The sequence below is a fragment of the Bacillus sp. NPDC094106 genome, from assembly GCF_044764345.1.
Classification (GTDB): domain Bacteria; phylum Bacillota; class Bacilli; order Bacillales; family Bacillaceae_G; genus Bacillus_A.
In genome coordinates this window covers 85,838-104,606 of sequence record NZ_JBIWHY010000001.1, presented here as the reverse complement: position 1 = coordinate 104,606, position 18,769 = coordinate 85,838, and the positions used below count along the sequence as shown (strand labels likewise).

At 38.2% G+C, this 18,769-nt stretch carries 17 protein-coding genes and 3 pseudogenes; 2 read left to right on the top strand and 18 right to left on the bottom strand.

Features of this window, described 5'->3' with window-relative positions:
- Positions 1-244: 244 nt before the first annotated feature.
- The 7 genes from ACIQ7L_RS00555 to ACIQ7L_RS00525 form a co-directional block, all read right to left on the bottom strand.
- Entirely contained in the window at positions 245-526 is a 282-nt protein-coding gene (locus tag ACIQ7L_RS00555) for a cupin domain-containing protein (RefSeq protein WP_400565457.1), read from the bottom strand.
- A gap of 45 nt (positions 527-571) precedes the next feature.
- Positions 572-1,990 (bottom strand): MATE family efflux transporter, encoded by a 1,419-nt coding sequence (locus tag ACIQ7L_RS00550; RefSeq protein ID WP_400565455.1) that lies wholly within the window; start codon positions 1,988-1,990, stop codon positions 572-574.
- Positions 1,991-2,035: 45 nt separating this feature from the next.
- Complete coding sequence (locus ACIQ7L_RS00545; protein ID WP_400565452.1) at positions 2,036-3,508, bottom strand: aldehyde dehydrogenase family protein; 1,473 nt, start codon at positions 3,506-3,508, stop codon at positions 2,036-2,038.
- 13 nt (positions 3,509-3,521) lie between these two features.
- Positions 3,522-4,799, bottom strand: a complete 1,278-nt coding sequence (locus tag ACIQ7L_RS00540; protein WP_400565449.1) for an NAD(P)/FAD-dependent oxidoreductase — start codon at positions 4,797-4,799, stop codon at positions 3,522-3,524.
- A 408-nt stretch (positions 4,800-5,207) separates the two neighbouring features.
- Positions 5,208-6,086, bottom strand: coding sequence for an SDR family oxidoreductase (locus ACIQ7L_RS00535; protein WP_400565446.1), 879 nt, complete (start codon positions 6,084-6,086; stop codon positions 5,208-5,210).
- Positions 6,087-6,098: 12 nt separating this feature from the next.
- A complete protein-coding gene (locus ACIQ7L_RS00530; protein WP_400565445.1) occupies positions 6,099-6,446 on the bottom strand; it encodes a hypothetical protein in 348 nt (115 codons plus the stop codon).
- 18 nt (positions 6,447-6,464) lie between these two features.
- Entirely contained in the window at positions 6,465-7,838 is a 1,374-nt protein-coding gene (locus ACIQ7L_RS00525) for an aminotransferase-like domain-containing protein (RefSeq protein WP_400565442.1), read from the bottom strand.
- Positions 7,839-7,963: 125 nt separating this feature from the next.
- Between ACIQ7L_RS00525 and ACIQ7L_RS00520 the strand changes: the two genes are divergently transcribed.
- On the top strand, positions 7,964-8,902 hold the full coding sequence (locus tag ACIQ7L_RS00520) for a DMT family transporter (RefSeq protein ID WP_400565441.1): 939 nt from the start codon (positions 7,964-7,966) through the stop codon (positions 8,900-8,902).
- A 214-nt stretch (positions 8,903-9,116) separates the two neighbouring features.
- Positions 9,117-9,581, top strand: coding sequence for a GNAT family N-acetyltransferase (locus ACIQ7L_RS00515; RefSeq protein WP_400565438.1), 465 nt, complete (start codon positions 9,117-9,119; stop codon positions 9,579-9,581).
- A 233-nt stretch (positions 9,582-9,814) separates the two neighbouring features.
- Here ACIQ7L_RS00515 and ACIQ7L_RS00510 read toward each other — a convergent pair whose 3' ends face one another.
- The 11 genes and pseudogenes from ACIQ7L_RS00510 to ACIQ7L_RS00460 form a co-directional block, all read right to left on the bottom strand.
- Positions 9,815-11,239, bottom strand: a complete 1,425-nt coding sequence (locus ACIQ7L_RS00510; RefSeq protein ID WP_400565436.1) for a sensor histidine kinase — start codon at positions 11,237-11,239, stop codon at positions 9,815-9,817.
- On the bottom strand, positions 11,240-11,953 hold the full coding sequence (locus ACIQ7L_RS00505; RefSeq protein WP_400565433.1) for a response regulator transcription factor: 714 nt from the start codon (positions 11,951-11,953) through the stop codon (positions 11,240-11,242). It abuts the gene before it with no gap.
- Between the two features lie 110 nt (positions 11,954-12,063).
- Positions 12,064-12,413 (bottom strand): annotated as a pseudogene (locus ACIQ7L_RS00500) (YxeA family protein).
- 22 nt (positions 12,414-12,435) lie between these two features.
- Positions 12,436-13,167 carry an ABC transporter permease gene (locus ACIQ7L_RS00495; protein WP_400565431.1) on the bottom strand — a complete coding sequence of 244 codons (732 nt, stop codon included), beginning with the start codon at positions 13,165-13,167 and terminating at the stop codon, positions 12,436-12,438.
- A gap of 12 nt (positions 13,168-13,179) precedes the next feature.
- Positions 13,180-13,932 carry an ABC transporter permease gene (locus ACIQ7L_RS00490; RefSeq protein ID WP_400565428.1) on the bottom strand — a complete coding sequence of 251 codons (753 nt, stop codon included), beginning with the start codon at positions 13,930-13,932 and terminating at the stop codon, positions 13,180-13,182.
- Entirely contained in the window at positions 13,929-14,846 is a 918-nt protein-coding gene (locus tag ACIQ7L_RS00485) for an ABC transporter ATP-binding protein (protein WP_400566304.1), read from the bottom strand. The genes ACIQ7L_RS00490 and ACIQ7L_RS00485 overlap by 4 nt, the downstream gene beginning before the upstream one ends.
- A gap of 507 nt (positions 14,847-15,353) precedes the next feature.
- Entirely contained in the window at positions 15,354-15,692 is a 339-nt protein-coding gene (locus ACIQ7L_RS00480) for a hypothetical protein (RefSeq protein ID WP_400565426.1), read from the bottom strand.
- Between the two features lie 288 nt (positions 15,693-15,980).
- Positions 15,981-16,169: pseudogene (locus ACIQ7L_RS00475) on the bottom strand (NUDIX hydrolase); the annotation flags it as partial.
- A 79-nt stretch (positions 16,170-16,248) separates the two neighbouring features.
- Positions 16,249-16,461 (bottom strand): HAD hydrolase-like protein, encoded by a 213-nt coding sequence (locus ACIQ7L_RS00470; protein WP_400566302.1) that lies wholly within the window; start codon positions 16,459-16,461, stop codon positions 16,249-16,251.
- A 137-nt stretch (positions 16,462-16,598) separates the two neighbouring features.
- Positions 16,599-16,886 (bottom strand): annotated as a pseudogene (locus ACIQ7L_RS00465) (LysR family transcriptional regulator); the annotation flags it as partial.
- A gap of 483 nt (positions 16,887-17,369) precedes the next feature.
- The gene (locus tag ACIQ7L_RS00460) at positions 17,370-18,560 is read right to left on the bottom strand and encodes an MFS transporter (protein ID WP_400565425.1); all 1,191 of its coding nucleotides are present in this window, start codon (positions 18,558-18,560) and stop codon (positions 17,370-17,372) included.
- Positions 18,561-18,769 lie beyond the last annotated feature (209 nt).

Here is an 18,769-nt window from a genome sequence, read left to right as displayed (position 1 = left end):
AAAGGAACGTTTGCTACACCCGTTTTTTTGTCTTTATAGGGCCTTCTTGCCTTCTGTATGATCCTGAAAAACGATAGCTCTATCAATTATCGTTATTATGTTTGAATATTCTGAAATTTATTCGCATAAAGAAAGCAGTAATCGCATATGAAGCAAGAGCGGATAACAGCGCTGTGTCATATAAATCACAAATATTTAGGCAAAGTTCACGGCTGTAATGATCGGATGCCGTCCTAATTTCACATTATTTCAAATTAATCTCATGGTTCATTTTATAATTCTTTTTCAAAAATTTTGGGCAATCCCATTCACAAACAAGATTTTTAGCCAAGGAAACGACCCAATCCTTTGTAATATGATATTTTTCTCTATCAACAGTAATAAACACTTCACCATCTGTCACATAGAAAACTTCCTGCTCTTCTACATGCCAAGTTCCTTTATTAGGTTCGCCTACCCACGCTTCCCAAGTGTCAACACCTAATTGTTGTGCTTCTTCTGCTGTAAGTTTTTTCGCAAAAAACATGATAATCCTCTCTCTTTCTCATAGATAATTTCGAAGGAATAGGTTCTATAAACGTACTGTCTTAACATTCGTATCTTTTAAACGTTTGAACTCTTTTTTCATAAAGTATATGGCAATGAGAACGCCTGGAATTTCTGCAGCAGGACCTGCATACCATATACCTTCTACACCCCAGAATTTCGGGAAAATAAATAGAAACGGAAACAAGAACAACAGCATTTTGCTAACATTAATAAACGTTGCGGTCCAGTTTCTCTCTTGGGATTCGAAATAACCGGATATAAGCAAGCTAACTGCATTAAGCATAAACAATGAGTTGAATACAACTGTCGACCAAATGCCCAGTTTCTGCAATTCAGGATTACCTCCAGAAAAAAATGATACAATTGGATCTGCAAAAATGATTAGTAAAGCTGTCGCAATCAAAAAGAAAGCAACAGTAAAAATGAGTCCAATCTTAATTGCTTGTTTAACACGATCAAGATTGCCTGCACCGTAATTATAACTAATGATCGGTTGAAGTCCCGTCATCCCACCGAGCGCTGCTAAGGCGAGCAGATTTGTAATATAACCGTTTTGAATTGTGAAAGCAGCAACGTGCAGCCCACCACCGTAGCTTTGCAGTAAATTGTTGAAGAAAATAATGGCAAAAAACATCATGAACTGACTCGAGAAAGATGCAAAGCCTGTCCAAGCCACCTCACCAATTGTTTTGAAGTTAATCATCATATCTTTTATTTTTGGCTTAAGCTTTGTTTTACCAAACCAAAAATAAAAGATTAGTAAAACAGGAATCGATTGTGAAATTGTATTCGCCCACGAAGAACCCATCATCCCCATGTCATATTTCACTACCATAATCCATTCTGTAATTCCGGCAACAACCGCTGCGGCTAACCAACTGTTCATTGATAATACAGGTTTTTCATCGATATTGGTAAAAATACTTAGTACAACCGCCAATATCGTTATTGGCAATGAAATCCACAATAGCCGGCTGTATTTCACCGCATATGGAAGTGCATCCTGACTTGCTCCGAATAAAGTCATGATTTGATTTTCAAAGACCAATCCAAGTACAGCTAGCAAAGTGGAGAAGAAAAGAGTAAACCATAAAGTTTGCCCCATAATACTCCTAGCTTCTTCAATTTCCCCTTTTCCAAGTCGAAGTGAAATGACTGCTCCGGCTCCTATACCAAAAAGAACGCCAAGCATACGGGTAATAACCATAATCGTAAATCCAATTCCAATACCTTCTACTTCCAGCTCCTGAAAACCGCTGACGAAATAGCCATCGACAACCGATACCACTCCAAGAATCGCATTAGCCATAATTCCTGCCAAAGCAAACCGGAAATATAGTAAAGGAATACTTTTAGTTCCCAGTGCTGAGTCATTTGCTGGCTTATTCATAATTTCTGCTTTTTCTTTCTTCGGTGAGGGACGGTTTCCTGCTATTTCCATACGCATACCCTCCTAAAAATAGTTTATACAGCAAGTTAAGTCGAATTAATTTGCATACCAACCGACAGACTTGGCATGCTGGTGGATATTGATTTGCTTCATTTCCATAAAGTGCTCCAGCCCAGTAGCCCCTAACGCTCTGCCAATTCCACTTTGCTTATATCCTCCCCAAGGCCCTTCAACATAAGCGAGGTGATAACTATTAATCCAAGTGATGCCCGCGCGTAATATACTAATGACACGTTTTGCTCGATCCATGTCTTCAGTAAATACAGCACCGGCTAATCCATAAATGGAATCATTGGCTTTTTGGATGGCATCTTCCTCATCTTTAAATTTCTCTACAACAAGGACTGGACCAAAAATCTCTTCCTTAACAATACGCATATTCGCGTTAACATCAGCAAAGATCGTTGGTGCAATAAAAAATCCCCGATCAAGCCCATTTTCTGTTAAGCGATTACCGCCACAAACTAATGTTGCACCTTCTTCGATTCCACTCTTGATGTAATCTAAAACGTCATTCATATGAGTCTCGCTTGTGATGGCTCCCATTTCAATGTTCTCGCTTTCTCCGTTGCCAACTACAATTTTGCTTGCACGCTCGGCCAGTCTTTCAACAAACTTATCGTAAATTGTCTCTTGTACAAGCAGACGGGATGCAGCTGAACAAACTTGCCCAGCATTGTGGAAAATACCGAACATTGCATTATCGACTGCAGTTTCAAAATCCACATCGTCGAACACAATAAGTGGAGATTTCCCTCCCAGTTCAAGTGTAATTTTTTTCATATTTCCCGCAGCTGCGCGCATAATGCTTTGGCCTATTTTTGTTCCACCGGTAAAGGCAACCTTGTCAACATCATGGCTCTCGGCAAGCTCATTCCCAACTTTTGATCCAGGCCCCAATACCAAGTTCGCCACTCCGGACGGAAGCCCGACTTCCTCAATAATTTCAAATAATTTGAATACGCTTACAGGAGTGATCTCAGCAGGCTTAATTACAATTGTATTCCCTGCAGCGAGTGCAGGAGCAATTTGCCAAACAGCTAACATAAGTGGGAAGTTCCAAGGGACAATAAGCCCACAGACACCAATCGGCTCCTGAATAATAATTGTTTCCGAAGAATCAGCACGAGTGTAAGATTCTTTTTTCATGCCTTTGATCAAGTCAGCATAATAGCGGAAGCATTGAATTGACACCGGAATATCCACATAGGTTGTTGCACGAATAACCTTACCGTTATTTGCAGTTTCCAAACGTGCAATTTCAGCCGCCTTCTCTTCAAGACGGTCTGCAATCTTATAGAGATATTCAGCTCTTTCATCAGCCAATAAATCCGACCAAATCCCACTGTCAAACGCTTTTCGAGCCGCCTTGATTGCCACCTTTGCATCGTCTTCTGATCCATCAACAGACGATGCAATCACCTCTCCAGTTGCAGGATTCATAACGTTTCTTCTAGCACCGGATAACGCTTCTACCCATTTCCCATCAATGAACATGTTAATTTTCACAAGTATCTCTCCTTTACGCAAAAATATCATGCAGTTTGAAACCAATATGCGCTAGATTTACAAGCATAGTTTTCTGATTATGGAACGGAAATGATTTTAGGCGTTCCTTTTCAAATCGATATCCGCCTGCATTCCCTGTAACGATCCATTGTGCCAATAACTTACCAAACAATGTCGAGAGAGAAGCACCATGACCCGTATAACCTGTTGCGAAATATGCGCCTTCTTTGGATCTGCCGATAATCGGGAATGTATCAATTGTAACCCCAATAAATCCTCCCCAACGGTATTCAATTTTGCTTCCTGCCAGTTTCGGCATCAAGTTTACCATCGCATCGTAAACTTTTTGATACACGCCATCACCTAAGTTTGGACGAATATCGCCACCGCCAAATACGATTCGATTATCTGGTGTACGACGGAAATAGTAAAGAAAACTACTCGTATCAAAAACCATGCGATCTTTAGGAATGACAGTATTCAACAATGACTCTGGAAGCGGTTCGGTTGCAATAATACGTGCCGAAATTGGCAGTACACCTTTGTTCAGTTCATTTATGATTTTTCCAGAATAACCATCTGTCGCCACAATAATGTCTTTCGCAATAACAGAACCTTTTTCTGTTTTAACTTTCACACTATTTCGACCGTACTCAATGGATAATACTTTAGAATGCTCAAAGATTCTAGCACCGATCGATTTAGCTGCTTCTCCCAAACCAATTGCATAATTCAGTGGATGGAATGAGTAACTTAAGTCATCGACTAAGCAACCATGATAAACCGGAGAATCGATCTCTTGATGCAATTGACTTCGATCGAGCACTCTTGACTCGTACCCGAAATTTTCATTTAAGTATGCGCTTTCAAGTTTTAATTCTTCAAAATGCTTGGCTTTGTAAGCCACTACAATATGACCTGTATTTCTAAAGTCACAGTTGATTTGATGTTCATCAATAATGCTTTTTACCAGTTCAATACCAAACAAGGAGAGATCGTTTAGCTGTCTAGCCTCGTCGGGACCATACTTTTTGGCAAGCTGCTGCATCGTTGGCTTATAGCCTGGCAATACCATCCCGCCGTTACGACCGCTGGCGCCGTATCCGATCGTTTCTTGCTCTAGGACAATGACATTCTTTCCTAATTTTTGCAAATGATAAGCAGAGGAAAGACCAGTGAAACCAGCGCCAATAATAACAACATCCGTCTCTTCATTTCCTTCTAGAGTTTTTCCTTTCTCACAGCTATTTGCAGTCGCTGACCATAGAGAAAGTGTATTCATTTGATTCATCTTATCACTTCCTTCTTCCTATTTATTTGAAAGAAACATTTTAGTGGAGAATACCGAATACAAAGGTGCACAAAATTTTTTTACTACTTGATTTGCAGGGATCTTCTCTTTAGAAATCAAGCGGTATAACTCTTGTAACTAAAAATGTTATTATAGTTACAAGTTAATTATACTGAATATACTGAATTTTTCAACCATTTTATCTCCTTGTTTTCGGATTAATATTTTGGCAATTTCAAATGTAAACTGATTCACAGGAAGACCTCATTTAATTCCATTAAATGAGGTCTTCCTTTTTGCGTGTTTATTTAGCAACATATTATTAGTTTTAAACTAAAATTATGAAAGAAAAAGTATAAAATCCTATATTTGATATACAGAATCTTATACTTTATTTAGCATGATACATCACTTTTCTTGAAGAACATTCTCTTCAAAATATTTACCCCAATCAGGTTGTCTCCCATCAATATCTTTAAATCCGTATTCTCTTGCTAATTCCCATGAACTAAGTGCTTTCCCTGTTTTATTATGAACATTCGGATCACTTGCTAAAGTAGCGATTGCCCTTCCAACAAAGAAAGGTGTTTCAGATGCAATAAAATGAGGATCTTTTTTTACACCTTCTTGCCAGTTTTCTTCTGTCACGCCAAATAAATCTAGCATCGCTTCCGAACGAAGGAAACCAGGACTTACAGCAACTGCAGTAATATTATGCTGCTCTAAATCTTTTGCCATTGCTTCTGCTAAATGGATGGTTGAGATTTTTGCTAAACTATAATATAGGTTACCACGGTATTGATAATCGATACCGTCTGTGATTTCAATAATAAGTCCTTTCTTATTATTCACCATTAGCGGTACACCGTAATAACTCGTCATCATATGCGAATGAACAGCACGTTGTTGCATAAGTAATCCATTATGTAAGTTGTGTTCCCAAAATGGTTTTTCCCATTCAGTAAGCGGATCGCCGCCCCAAACATCATTTACTAAAATATCCAGTTTTCCGTTTTGTTCATCTTGAATTCTTGTGAATAACGCTTTAATATCTTCCTCTACTGTATGATCCACACGAATAGCGATGCCTTCTCCTCCTTGCTTTGTAACAAGGTCTGCTGTTTCATCAATCGTTTCCGTTCGTCCCATTGATGATAAATTGTTCTTTGTACTTCTCCCTGTTACATATACAGTTGCTCCCGCTTCACCAAGCATCATCGCAATACCTCTTCCTGCACCGCGTGTTGCCCCTGCTACGACTGCAACTTTTCCTTGTAATGGTTTCATATAAAGCTCTCCTTAATTTTTATTTTCTAATTTAACTAATTTAGGTACATGCTCTCGATTATACTTTTTTGTATATTTCTTTCCATCTGGAGTAACAAATTGTAGCGTAATTTCACCACAAACGCCACTATAGAAATTGAACTCACCTTGTGAATTTGAAATAGCACATTCCTTATTTATGATTGATCCTTCATAAATTTTAACATTCGATACAGGAAGGTTGTTATGATCTACAATAATTGACTGTATTTGAACAGCAACCGCTTTACATTCTTCACTTTCTTTGTTATATATAATAATTGCTAATGCTACGATTCCCACGATAATACATATTAACAAGGCTATTATTTTTTTCTTCATAATAAACCTCCTGAAGCATTAGTCTTTTTTAAAATGGAAATCTACACGATTCACTTGTCTCATTTCCTCAATTACTTTATGAATTCCTACCTCGATTTTATCTTCTTTCACATTTGATACGTTGAGTTTTAAAAGTTTGTCCTTACGGAAAAAAGATAAATAATTTTTATCAATAGATTCTATACATATCTGATTTTGTCGTAAATTCTTAATAAGCGTTTCTGTAACTATACTTTTTTGTAATGACAGGCACGTATGTATTCCTATTTCGTTTCTTGCTCTATATGTAAACAAATGTTGATTTTCTTCATAAGCTTTTTCTAATGCCCCTGATAACACCCTAGATCTAGCATAGTAAGACAATCGAATTTTTTGTTTATGTCGTTCAAACATCCCGCTTTTTATATAGATTTCTAAAGCAGCTTGGGAAATCATTGAACTATCAATATCTAATAGTTTTTTATATTTATGAAACGCCCCTGCAATAGAAGAAGGAATAACTGCCACGCCTACACGTAATCCTGGAAAAATAATCTTTGAATAGCTTTTTAAATAAATTACATGTGAAGAGTGATCGTAACTATATAGAGGATCTATCTTTTGATTTTGTTCTAAATCTGCTAAATAGTCATCTTCTACTATGAATACATTGTATTTCTTTGCAAGAGAAATAATCTTTTCGTTTTCGTTCTTAGAATAGGAAGTGCCAAGCGGATGATGGAATCTTGGAATTGTATAAAAGAACTTAATTTTTTCCGTTCGGAATATTCTTTCTAACTCATTTAAATCAATACCTTCAGTAGTGCGCTTTATACCAATTACAGGAATATTGTTTGTTTCTAGATATTCAATAAATAGATGATAACTTGGTTGTTCAATAAGCACTGTTTCATTTTGATTCGGAAATGGTATAGAGGTTAATATAGCTAGTGCTTGTTGAACTCCTGATGTAATAAAAATGTTTTCTTCTTTTGTGAAGACTTGATAATTCGCTAGCTGTTTTTGCACAACTGAAATTAAAGATGGTAGTCCTTTAGGTGTACCGTATATAAATAGATCATTCTTGTACGTGTCAATTGCCTTGTTGATGCAGTGTTGAAAATCTAAGTATGGAAATACATCTGGATCTGGAGCTGATGAAGCAAAATCAATTTTTTCTGTTTCATTTTCTTCATAATTCCCCATTCTCTTCACAACATAATATCCGCTTTGAGGTACGGAATAAATAATATGACGCTTCTCTAATTCATGGAGCGCACGTATAATGGTTGCTTTGTTGCACTGATATTGAGATACCAGTGAACGTATAGACGGTAATTTCTTCCCTTCCTTTATCTCTCCTTTTTGAATCATGGTTTCTAACTCATTTAATACATTTAAATATTTATACATGACTACACCTCCACGCTCATTTTGTACCGGTACAGTTTATATTTGTTCACATTGTAGCACTGACTCAGAAAGATTACCATGTACATATACTGGCCAGTAACAAATTAACTATATGAGGTGGTATTATGAAAAACACAACAAAAGCATATACAGCCGCATTACTATATGCGTTTATTATTGGCTTTTCATTTATGTTTGTGAAATTAGCATTAACCGTTACAACTCCGATTGATATACTTGCCCATCGTTTCACGGTTGCTTTCTTAATAGCAACTATCCCAGTTCTTTTCGGGTTTATAAAATTAAATATTTCATTCAAAAACATACTTACACTTTTACCATTAGCGATATTTTATCCGGCTTTGTTCTTTGCTTTCCAAGCATTTGGTTTAGTATATACAAGTTCATCTGAAGCAGGGATTATACAAGCTGCCATTCCTATATTTACGATGATTTTATCGTCCTACTTCTTAAAGGAGTCTACAAATCCATGGCAAAAAATATCTGTACTCATTTCTGTAATTGGCGTCATTTATATATTTGTAATGAACGGTATGGAAACGCATGAAACTAGCTTTCTTGGCGTTATTCTCATTCTGTTATCCGCATTATCCTCTGCTTGCTATAATGTATTAGCTCGAAAAATGACAAAGAAATTTAAATTAATTGACTTAACTTATATGATGACAGCAATTGGTTTTCTCAGTTTCAATTTCATGGCCATCATTGAACATATAAATAAAGGGACAATTAGCGTATACTTTACACCATTTACAAACGAGAGATTTCTTATATCTATTTTATATTTAGGCGTATTATCTTCCTTGCTAACTGCATTTTTACTAAACTATTCATTAACTTATATCGAAGCAGCTAAAATGAGTGTTTTCAGCAACCTATCCACACTTATCACAATTATCGCAGGGGTTTTATTCTTGTACGAACAAATCGCATATTATCATATCCTTGGCGGGATTCTAATTGTTCTCGGTGTAGTAGGTACGAATTTTGGGAGTAAAAAAGGAGTTTCTACTAGAGAAAAGAATACCTCTATTAGTAAATAAAAAAGCGAGGGATATATGGTGCAACAATCAAATACTATTGATATGAGTAAATGTGTTTTGTAGAAAAAGAACTCGAGTTACTCGAGCAAATATAAGTAGATAACAATATGCTCCCTAATCCATGAAAAATAGTAAAGTTATTTAAGAAACAATAAAAGAGCGAAAGAATTCCCTCTGTTCTTATAGAGTTATTAATATACTAGGAGGAATTATAATGGTTGAATTAAAACCTATGAGTCAAGAAAATTTTCAACAGTATATTATGAAAGCTATTAATAACTATGCAAAAGAAAAGGTCACTTCTGGAAATTGGAGTGGAGATGAAGCAATTGACCTATCCAGAAAAACATTTACTGAACTGTTACCACAAGGTGAAAAGTCTGAGTTTAATTACTTATTTTCTATTTTTCACGACCAAAACATAGTTGGGATGATTTGGATTGCGCAAAAATCACCTGCGAATCATGATGAAGGTTATATTTATGATTTTATTATCTTTGAGCAATACCAAGGGCTAGGGTATGGCAAGAAGGCGATGAAAGAAATCGAAATTATCGCTAAAGAATTAGGAATGAAAAAAATTTCTCTTCACGTTTTTGGTCATAACGCAATTGCACGTGAATTATATGAAAAGTTAGGTTATGAAATTACGAACATAACGATGGCAAAATCAATTTAAAAAGCTATTACATTACTTCATATAGAACGGATGGATCTCTTTGTACAGTCTCATCCTGAAAGGAATTAAACCTTTTTATAAAAATTAAAAGCGTGTTTTAAGAAATCTTTTTTTCAAAACACGCTCTTTTTCATTTTTATATTATTAGTAATAATTTCATCAAACTTTATTCTCAAATAATAGTACTAACATATGTCCATCAAACTAAGCTTTGAATTATTCTATACTTATTATTAACCTTGCTTATTTCCAAGTTTTTTAATGTTTTCCATTTTTCGGTGCAAAGGAAATTCCATAACGACTTTTAAACCCCTTTGGTCCTTGCCGCTTGCAAGAATGAGGCGACCGTGATGGGCCTGCACAATCCTTGCCACCATCGGAATCCCTAGACCATGACCTTGCTGGACAGTCCGCTTTCTCCTTAATGAATAAGGTAACTCGGTAATCTCTTGTAATTGCTCCTGCGGAATACCCTTTCCATTATCCCTTACAATAAAGTGGTATTGGGAGCCGTCCTTAGATAAGGCGGTTTCCAGTATGATTTCGCATCCTTGCGGGTTGTGACGTACACTGTTTTGGACAAGATTACTGATTGCCCGAAGTAGCAATTTCTCATCCCCAATGATCTGGACCGCTTCAACAGTTAGCCTTAAATCAATGTCGTACCGGTCATCCAATCCATTATTCAAAAAATCCGTGGCAACCTGCCTCGCCAAAACCGACAGCCGAATGTGTTTCAAACGCAATGGCTGCATTTCATACTCGAGCATAGAGACCAGATTTAGGTCACTTATAAGTGAGCGTAGCTTCTCACCTTGATACCGGATGATACCAGCCTGATGTCTTTGCTCCTCCGGCAAGTCCGAATTATCCTCCATTTCGCTTGCATAGCCGAGAATAATCGAGAGCGGAGTCCGAATATCATGAGAGATCCCAGCAATCCAGTTGGAACGCGCTTCATCTCGCGCCTTTAATGCGGCCGTCTTATTCTGAAGCTTAGCCGACGCGGAATTAATGCTCTGGGCCAAATCACCGAATATACCTTTGGAATCCAGCTCAACTGTTTCCTCCCTGGCAAGATTGTGGACTCCCGACACAAGAGGACGTATCCCTCTTATGAGACGCGTGCCAATCACGACAGAGATCAATAGAGTCATCCCCACATTAAAGATCAGTAGCAGAACAAGGCGCAGAGGCATCGATCTTAGCCAGTCAGAAAGAAAATCAAATTGATACTTCCAGTGGCTTTCCTTTGGATATCCCACTACAATTAGGCCAGCCTCATGCTCCCAAATATAGACAGGATATTTCAAAAGATAATAACGTGAGAACTTGGCTACATCGACTAGATTGTAGGTTTTCGGAACATCGTTAGGAAGATGGTAATCCCATTGCACATGACCATCTTCATCAAGCAGCATAGCCCATGCCTGTTTGTGCTGCAGAAGCTCGGCGGCGTGTTCATCCAGACGATAGCTGCCGTCCTGCTTCCCTAAACCTTGAGCTACTTGCTTAAGCACATTTTCCGGGGACGGACTTTGATTAATTTCTTCGAACACCAGTGTTCCTAGTAGGACAAAATTAAAAATAAGCAAAAATATCAAGATAAAGATAGGCATCGTGACAAAACGGCGTAATATACGAATAATTCCTTTCACTCAACGTGTCTCCTTCACCAGCAGTTTATATCCCAGTCCCCTGACGGTGAGAAGATGGATCGGTTTGGAAGGATCTCGTTCAATTTTTTCACGAACCCGTCTGATATGGACCATCAATGTATTTTCGTAACCATAGCTGTCATCACCCCAAACGGCCTGACATAGGGCATCGCTCGTAACGATTCGACCTTGATTTTCGTACAACTTCATAAGAATGGCATGCTCCTTTGCCGTCAATGGCATTTCCTTCTGATTCCTGCGCACGACAGCGCTTTCCAGATCAATGGTCTGTTCCCCTAATCGGAAGACAGATAGACGCTCTGCCACTGAAGAGGAATAGACCCGCTTCAGAATTGCCATGAGCCGCAATACCAGCTCACGCGGCAGGAAAGGCTTCACAATGTAATCATCTGCTCCTAAACCCAGGCCGAGCAACCGGTCTTCATCCTCGCCCCGAGCGGAGAGAAAAAGGACTGGCATGTCCGAGAACTGTCTGATGGAAGACAGAAGTGAGAATCCGTCTCCATCAGGCAGCATGACATCGAGAATCACGATATCCGGTTTGCCTGTGTGGCAGAATGCCAGAGCTGAAACGCAATCGGCGGCAGTGTAAATGCGAAAAAAGCCCTCTTTCCTTAAAAATCTTTCAATCATTATTCTGATTTCCGGTTCATCATCTACAATTAATATTTTTTTGTCTTTTAAATTCTCCATCCTGCATCACCCAATTTTATTATACATGAAAAAGAAATTATCGACGTTTCAGTTCATAATGTTCTTAACTTGATGGTTATGGAACGTCTCCTTCTTCTTTCAGATTCTTATTATTTTTGATACTGCTGTTGTACTACCTCAGGTAGCTCCTTGAAGTTAACCTCTTCCCAGTGCGTGACTCCCCGAAGCAGTGTATAATACAGCTGGACGTAAGCCCCTTCTCTCAATTGCTTTCCAGCCGAAAAACTAATTTTTTTTTCTTTCCTTTCTCATTATAGGCTGTCAACTCATAGTCATAACGTTCATTCTTATCTCGAACGCCTGAACCTGTTATCTCTGTGTAATTGATGGTTTTTCCAGCAGGATTGTCAGGTGTAAGCTTCTCTGGACTGAAGAATAACATCAACAAACATGCCCCAATCACGATAATGACCCCCAGTACCAACAATATTTTTTTCATTAAAAATTCCTCATAAGCTCAATCAAGATGAAACAATATCTTTGTTCTTCAACCGTCGGATTGACATCGAAGCAAAAATAATAATGAAAACCATATTGATCACCCAAAACAAAAAGTTCTGTATGTCAGTCAACTTATCCTGGCTCATCACACTCATGCCAATGTTGAGCAATGAGAACGGGAAAAATATTCCCACCTTAGCAATATACATCCCCAGGCCGATAAAGACCCCGCACAGACTAATGCCAATAGGCGTAGCAAAGCTACGGATCCGCAGCGACAGTCCCAATTGCAAAGCACCAATGGACAGAGAAGCGTACCATCCGCGTATCGTCCAACCTATAGTCTCTAAAGGGAATGGTCCAGGTAAGGAAAACAAGTTACCCATAAGCCAGTAGAGTCCCATGAACAACCCTTGCGCGAACAAGATTAAAATGCTAACGACAATCAATTTAGCAAGAAACACACTGGCAACCGATACAGGAGAGGTCATAATCATATTCCAATTTCGGTTCAAATGCTCCAGCCTACATATATAGGAACAGCAGATGGCAATCAGGATAGGCAGGAAAAACTCACCGTAAAACAGGCTGACCTGAGTCCACAGGCTGTACCAGCCATTTTGCAGGACGCCCTGGTTAAAATAATAATTCGCACATCCAATCAGCAGACTTATGATAGGAAGTACAGCGAGTACAAGACCGATCCGGGAATGGCGCAATTTGAGCCATTCAGCAGAAATACTTTGTTTCATCAACTTCCCTCCTCAAATTTCCTGCCGGGTTACATGGATGCTTCCGGCGATATAGAACAGGACAGTCATAATCAGCGCAGCTACTACAATCCCAGAACTTACTGGCTGTACCATATAGGTGCTCGAAGACTCGGCGTATAGATAAGTAACCGGGCTGAGATCCAAATAGTAAGACCAAATAAAAATATGTCTAGTAGCAGCTGGGAACAATCCGGCAGTCATTCCTATAAAGCCGCCCAACATGCCCAAACACAGTGCGAAGGCCTGGTTTTTGATAGCAAAAGAAATCCATTGCTGAAGTGCTGTAACAGCGAGAGTCACCAGTAGGGTACCTCCAATGAAGCGGATTAGCAATTCAATAGGAGGAGCGCCGGGAAAATCTTTTATTAGTCCATATACAATCATGAATACGACCTGTGCAAAGATGCCATATAAGAGCAGACTATTAGCGCATATATACTTCACTGCGTAGAGATGCCCACGTCCCACATTGGTAGCAACAAGCATTTTCCAGGTTGCTCCCTTATGCTCCATATCACAAATCCGTGAGACGACAATGGCTGAAATAATCGGCATAAAAAGGCCATTCATGGATGATATAGTGAAAATGACAGATTCCCAGACGGCGTTATCCAGATTGCTAGCAATGGACCGGCTAATGGAGATGAAGGCCCACAGCATCTCCGCGACAAGAAATAATATAATCATAATCCATATTTTTTTGCGGCGGATTTTGAAGTATTCCAGTCCTAATATTTTAGTCACAAGTTCCGCTCCTTTCCTGTCAACTCTAGGAAAATATCCTCCAGACTTCTCTGCTGATCTTCAATCCGGGTGACAGGAATTTTATGTTCAACAAGTATTCTGTTCATTTTCGCCACCTCCGTATCCTGGAGATCGTCGAACTCAAGCCGGCTTCCGCTTTGGATCGGACTGTAGCCTTGAGTGAGAAGTAGCTGATTTGCTTTGGCATTGTCTCCCGTTTTTATAAGAATGACGTTTCTACTTTTTTGCCGTAGGCTTGCCATACTGCCCTGGAACAGTAGATTTCCTTCGCTGATAATACCTACTGAGGTAGCTATCTGTTCGATCTCCGAGAGTAGGTGGCTAGAGAGCAATATAGTTATTCCATAGCGTGCTGGTAATGATTTAATGAGCTCTCGGATTTCACCAATGCCTGCAGGATCAAGTCCGTTCGTTGGCTCATCAAGAATCAGCAGCTTTGGGAAGGCGAGTAAAGCCATTGCGATTCCTAGCCGTTGCTTCATTCCTAGTGAGTATTGTTCAGCTTTTTTGTTTTTCTGATTTTCTAGACGTACGATACGAAGCACCTCATGCACGTTTTTATCCGGCACATTCCGTAGGCGCTGCATGACCTTCATATTCTCAAGCCCTGTCAGATGTCCGTAGTAAGAGGGCGCTTCAATCAGTGATCCAGTACGTTGCAGAATGGATGAGCGATTTTTACTCAAGCTTTCCCCTAAAATTTTGATTGTCCCTTCAGAAGGCTTGATGAGTCCGAGTAGCATTTTTAGCGTAGTTGTTTTCCCCGCTCCGTTCGGCCCCAGAAACCCGTAGATTTCTCCTTCCTGAACATGAAGATTAACTTTATTTACACAGTTAATACCCCTATACGTTTTGGACAGATTTTGCGTTTGTACAATAGCCGATGCACTCATATAAAAAGTCAACTCCATTCGAATCTTTTTTAGATATTTCCCTTCTGTTTCAACTGTAATGAATCTACCTTTCACCAATCTAAAGAGAACCTTACATTAACCTTAAATTATTTGCGTTACATTAAATTCTTAACTGAATCAATTTCATAATTGTTTCAAGTACGTGCAGTTTCTTTATTTTTAAAATAATCTATACACGGATTAGCTCCACTAAGGTTTGATCTTACTATACGCTGTACAACATGTAGGTATAATTATGTCATTTGTTTATAAAGTGGGTGTTTTTTTCACTTTTATTGACAGAATTATACCAACTTTATGTTAGGAACTTAATGATATGCAGAAAATAAAAAGGGGTTTACCACCTGTATATAGTAGGTAATAAACCCCTTTTTATTATTAAGTGGACTTTTTTCAGTGACCTCATTTGTTTCAAAGTCTTTTTTGTTTATATGGTCTATGTAAAACAAACAGATATTAAAAATCCTCTATCTCATAAACTGAAATCTAGTTTTTTTGATTACTACCTTCTTCATACATATAAATGGCGTTGCCTCCTTGTATTAATACGACTACGCGGTCATCCTTTTTATATTTAATCATTGCACCTTCTTCTTCTTGTATTTTCCATCCAGCTAACCAAAGTCCTGCTTTATAATCAAAAGATAAACCGTTCGAAAAACATGTCCCTCTGTATTCAAAATCCTTATGTTCTTTCTGTTGTATATACTCCGCACGAGCAGGAACTGGGAACCCATTTATCTTTGATTCAGTTGTTCGATTATAAAAAAACAAAAATCCGATTGTAACTACTATTAATATTGTATATAACCATTTCCGCTTCATTATATTTCGAAACCCCTTTAATCCACTTTTTTAAATAAATTGAAAATTCATCCTTTACTCCCATCCGTCTTCATCATATCATAAGTTTGTATTATAAAAATATTCAAGAAAAAGGGATTTTCACGAAATTAAAGAAGGTATTAGTTGGTTCCGCATTGTCACTTGGTTTGATATTTAGTCAAATGTCACCTACAAGTGCGGAAGAAAAAATCGGTTCTGGCGCAAAAATCCCAAAATTCTTGTAAATAATCTTTTAAACTTGAACATACTGATACTATTACTCTAAAGAAGATGTCCTTCTTCATATACTTCACATTTAGCTGTTTCTAAGCTGGTTTCATTCCCTTCTCTATGTCCACCTAGCCTTACTACACCTAATCTATCTGCTCTTTTCGTTGGACCAACTTGAAACACAAATAAGTTTTTGTATAAAACGTATGCTCCCGATGTCCGTACATTTTTATTTATATCCAACATTCTTCTCCCTCCAAAGTAAACAAATACAATTTTGTATAGAAAAATATGAAGCTTTTACAACTAGTTTACCATAATTTTATTATGGATACTTAGTGTCCTTTGCAATCCCATTTACAGTATCCAAAAGATTATCCGCTATATATTGAGGAACTATTCCTTGCCACGCGCTTCTATATTTTGTTAAGGAACTTTCTCCCCATCCTGTTTTCACTAAAATCTTTTTTGCTCCTGCCTTCTCCGCAGCGATCATATCTGAACTCCCAGTATCTCCAACAACATAGCATTCCCTCAAACTCAAATTGTGTTCCTATGCAGCTTTTAAAAGTAATCCAATATTAGGTTTTTGACACTCGCAGCCATCACTAAGCTTATGTGGGCAATGATACATACCATCTATACAGGCAGATCGTTTTTTTAATGATTGTTCCATCCTATAGTAATCACACCTCTTTTCACACGCTTTAATTCAAAGATCTCATTATGAACCTCATCAAATAGCTGCATGATATATTTACCTTTATCAAATAGTAACTTACCTGCTTCTGTAATTTTGATACCTCTTCCAATTCGATGAAATAAAGGTGTATCAAGTTCACCTTCTAACACACGTATTTGTTGACTTAAAGTCGGCTGTGAAATACCTAGAACTTCCGCAGCTTTAGTAAAACTACCATTATTACAAACTTGAATAAAATACTCTAAATGACGTAATTCCATTCTTGATACCCACTCTCAGGTTTATGAAAGATTCACACTTAAAAGAACAATACGTATGCGTTGTCATAACAATTATCTTTTCTGTTTATACTAATTGTAATCCCATGATTTCTCCATTTTTGATACCATTAAATGTACCATATTTATTGATTCCCCCCTCCTGTTTATTTACTTTTAATTAATTTATATTTAATTAGGATATTACTAATTCGAGATGTAAATCAAATGATAATATATAGACATCTTAATTACGTTATTTCTTTTAAAGAGAACTTGTTTTCTGAAACAAGCTCTTTTTTTATATAGTCTATATACAATTCAGACACATTTTATATGGTGAGTTTTGTCCCCTTACAGCGATAGAGACAAAAAATCTGGTTCTGGTGCAAAAACCTCTAAACAATTGCAATTAATCTTTAAAGCCCGGACATACAAAAAATAGGCAGTCAGACGAATCCTGACTGCTAAAGTTTGATTAAAGAACTATTTCTCTGTGGCAAAATAAAGCAGTGCTATGACTGGAAAAGCGATTCCTATCCATAATACTACACTCCATCCACCTGAGGCGTATGCCCATCCTCCGATAGAGGATCCTACAGCACCACCCAAAAAGAAAATAGCCATGAATAACCCGTTTAATCGACTACGAATTTCTGGCTCCAAAGAGAAAATCAAACGTTGACTAAGCACAAGGTTTGCGGATACTCCCATGTCCAACAGAATAGCTGCAACTACTAAGACAGCTATTCCAACGGGCGAGCTACTCTGAATCATGAGTGGTAGTAATAAAGAAACGATAACAACAGCGAGAGCTATCCCAGTGGCAAGCCGAGTCCATCCACGATCAGCTAGATGACCACCTACTGGTGCAGCTATCGCACCCGCAATTCCGACAAGTGCATACAGCGCTATAGCTTTCTGAGAAAAATGAAAGGTAGGGCTAGACAATAATAACGGAACAGTAGTCCAGAATAAGCTGAAAGTCCCGAATACACACGCATGATAAATCGCGCGACGGCGTAAGATCGGGGTAGTTCGCAACAGTTGCCACATTGAACCGAGTAAGGCGGTATAATTTGTGTTTGCCATTGGCCTCCTAGTAGGGAGTACTTTTGATAATATGATAGCTAAGAGAAGAATTACTGCCGCAGACAAGGCAAATATTGCATTCCATCCCCAAATGTCAGCTACTAGGCTTGATATCGGTCGAGAAAGCATGATGCCAAGTAACAGACCACTCATGACATTGCCAACAACGCGGCCGCGTGTAGCTTCTGATGCAAGGTATGATGCAAAAGGTACGAGCACTTGTGCTGCGACCGATCCCAATCCGATGAAGAAAGAAGCCACTAAAAAAAGTATTCCGTATTTCACAAATACTGTGGCAGTTAGGGCGACTGCACTTAGAAGTAACGATATAACTACCAGCTTTCGGTTTTCAACAATATCTCCTAAAGGTACAAGAAATAGTAAGCCAACGACATATCCAATCTGGGTTAGCGTTACAATCAATCCAGCACTACTAGTAGAAAGTCCAATTGCAGAGCTAATTAAACCAACCAAGGGCTGTGCATAGTAAAGATTAGCTACAATGATACCACATGCAGTTACTAGAAGTATGGTTAACCCTGCTGAAATACCTTTATTAATTGTTTGATTTTTTAAATTAGACATAGTTAACTCCTCCTATACCATTATCCCGAAGTTCTTGAATCATCTTGGCAAATGCTGCGGCGGCATCAGACGCCATTGTACTAATTGAGTCTGAACTGCATCCCACTCTTCTTTCAATACCTTCAATTGTGCCATCTCTTTATTCTCCTGTTCCATGTATTTTTTAATAATAAGTTCTTGTGGAGTCTTAGGCTTAGTTGCATCATTTA

Coding starts and splice junctions, on each gene's coding strand:
- ACIQ7L_RS00555 (WP_400565457.1), bottom strand. CDS start 526: ATGTTTTTTGCGAAAAAACTTACAGCAGAAGAAGCACAACAATTAGGT.
- ACIQ7L_RS00550 (WP_400565455.1), bottom strand. CDS start 1,990: ATGGAAATAGCAGGAAACCGTCCCTCACCGAAGAAAGAAAAAGCAGAA.
- ACIQ7L_RS00540 (WP_400565449.1), bottom strand. CDS start 4,799: ATGAATCAAATGAATACACTTTCTCTATGGTCAGCGACTGCAAATAGC.
- ACIQ7L_RS00535 (WP_400565446.1), bottom strand. CDS start 6,086: ATGAAACCATTACAAGGAAAAGTTGCAGTCGTAGCAGGGGCAACACGC.
- ACIQ7L_RS00530 (WP_400565445.1), bottom strand. CDS start 6,446: ATGAAGAAAAAAATAATAGCCTTGTTAATATGTATTATCGTGGGAATC.
- ACIQ7L_RS00525 (WP_400565442.1), bottom strand. CDS start 7,838: ATGTATAAATATTTAAATGTATTAAATGAGTTAGAAACCATGATTCAA.
- ACIQ7L_RS00520 (WP_400565441.1), top strand. CDS start 7,964: ATGAAAAACACAACAAAAGCATATACAGCCGCATTACTATATGCGTTT.
- ACIQ7L_RS00515 (WP_400565438.1), top strand. CDS start 9,117: ATGGTTGAATTAAAACCTATGAGTCAAGAAAATTTTCAACAGTATATT.
- ACIQ7L_RS00505 (WP_400565433.1), bottom strand. CDS start 11,953: ATGGAGAATTTAAAAGACAAAAAAATATTAATTGTAGATGATGAACCG.
- ACIQ7L_RS00495 (WP_400565431.1), bottom strand. CDS start 13,167: ATGAAACAAAGTATTTCTGCTGAATGGCTCAAATTGCGCCATTCCCGG.
- ACIQ7L_RS00485 (WP_400566304.1), bottom strand. CDS start 14,846: ATGAGTGCATCGGCTATTGTACAAACGCAAAATCTGTCCAAAACGTAT.
- ACIQ7L_RS00480 (WP_400565426.1), bottom strand. CDS start 15,692: ATGAAGCGGAAATGGTTATATACAATATTAATAGTAGTTACAATCGGA.
- ACIQ7L_RS00460 (WP_400565425.1), bottom strand. CDS start 18,560: ATGTCTAATTTAAAAAATCAAACAATTAATAAAGGTATTTCAGCAGGG.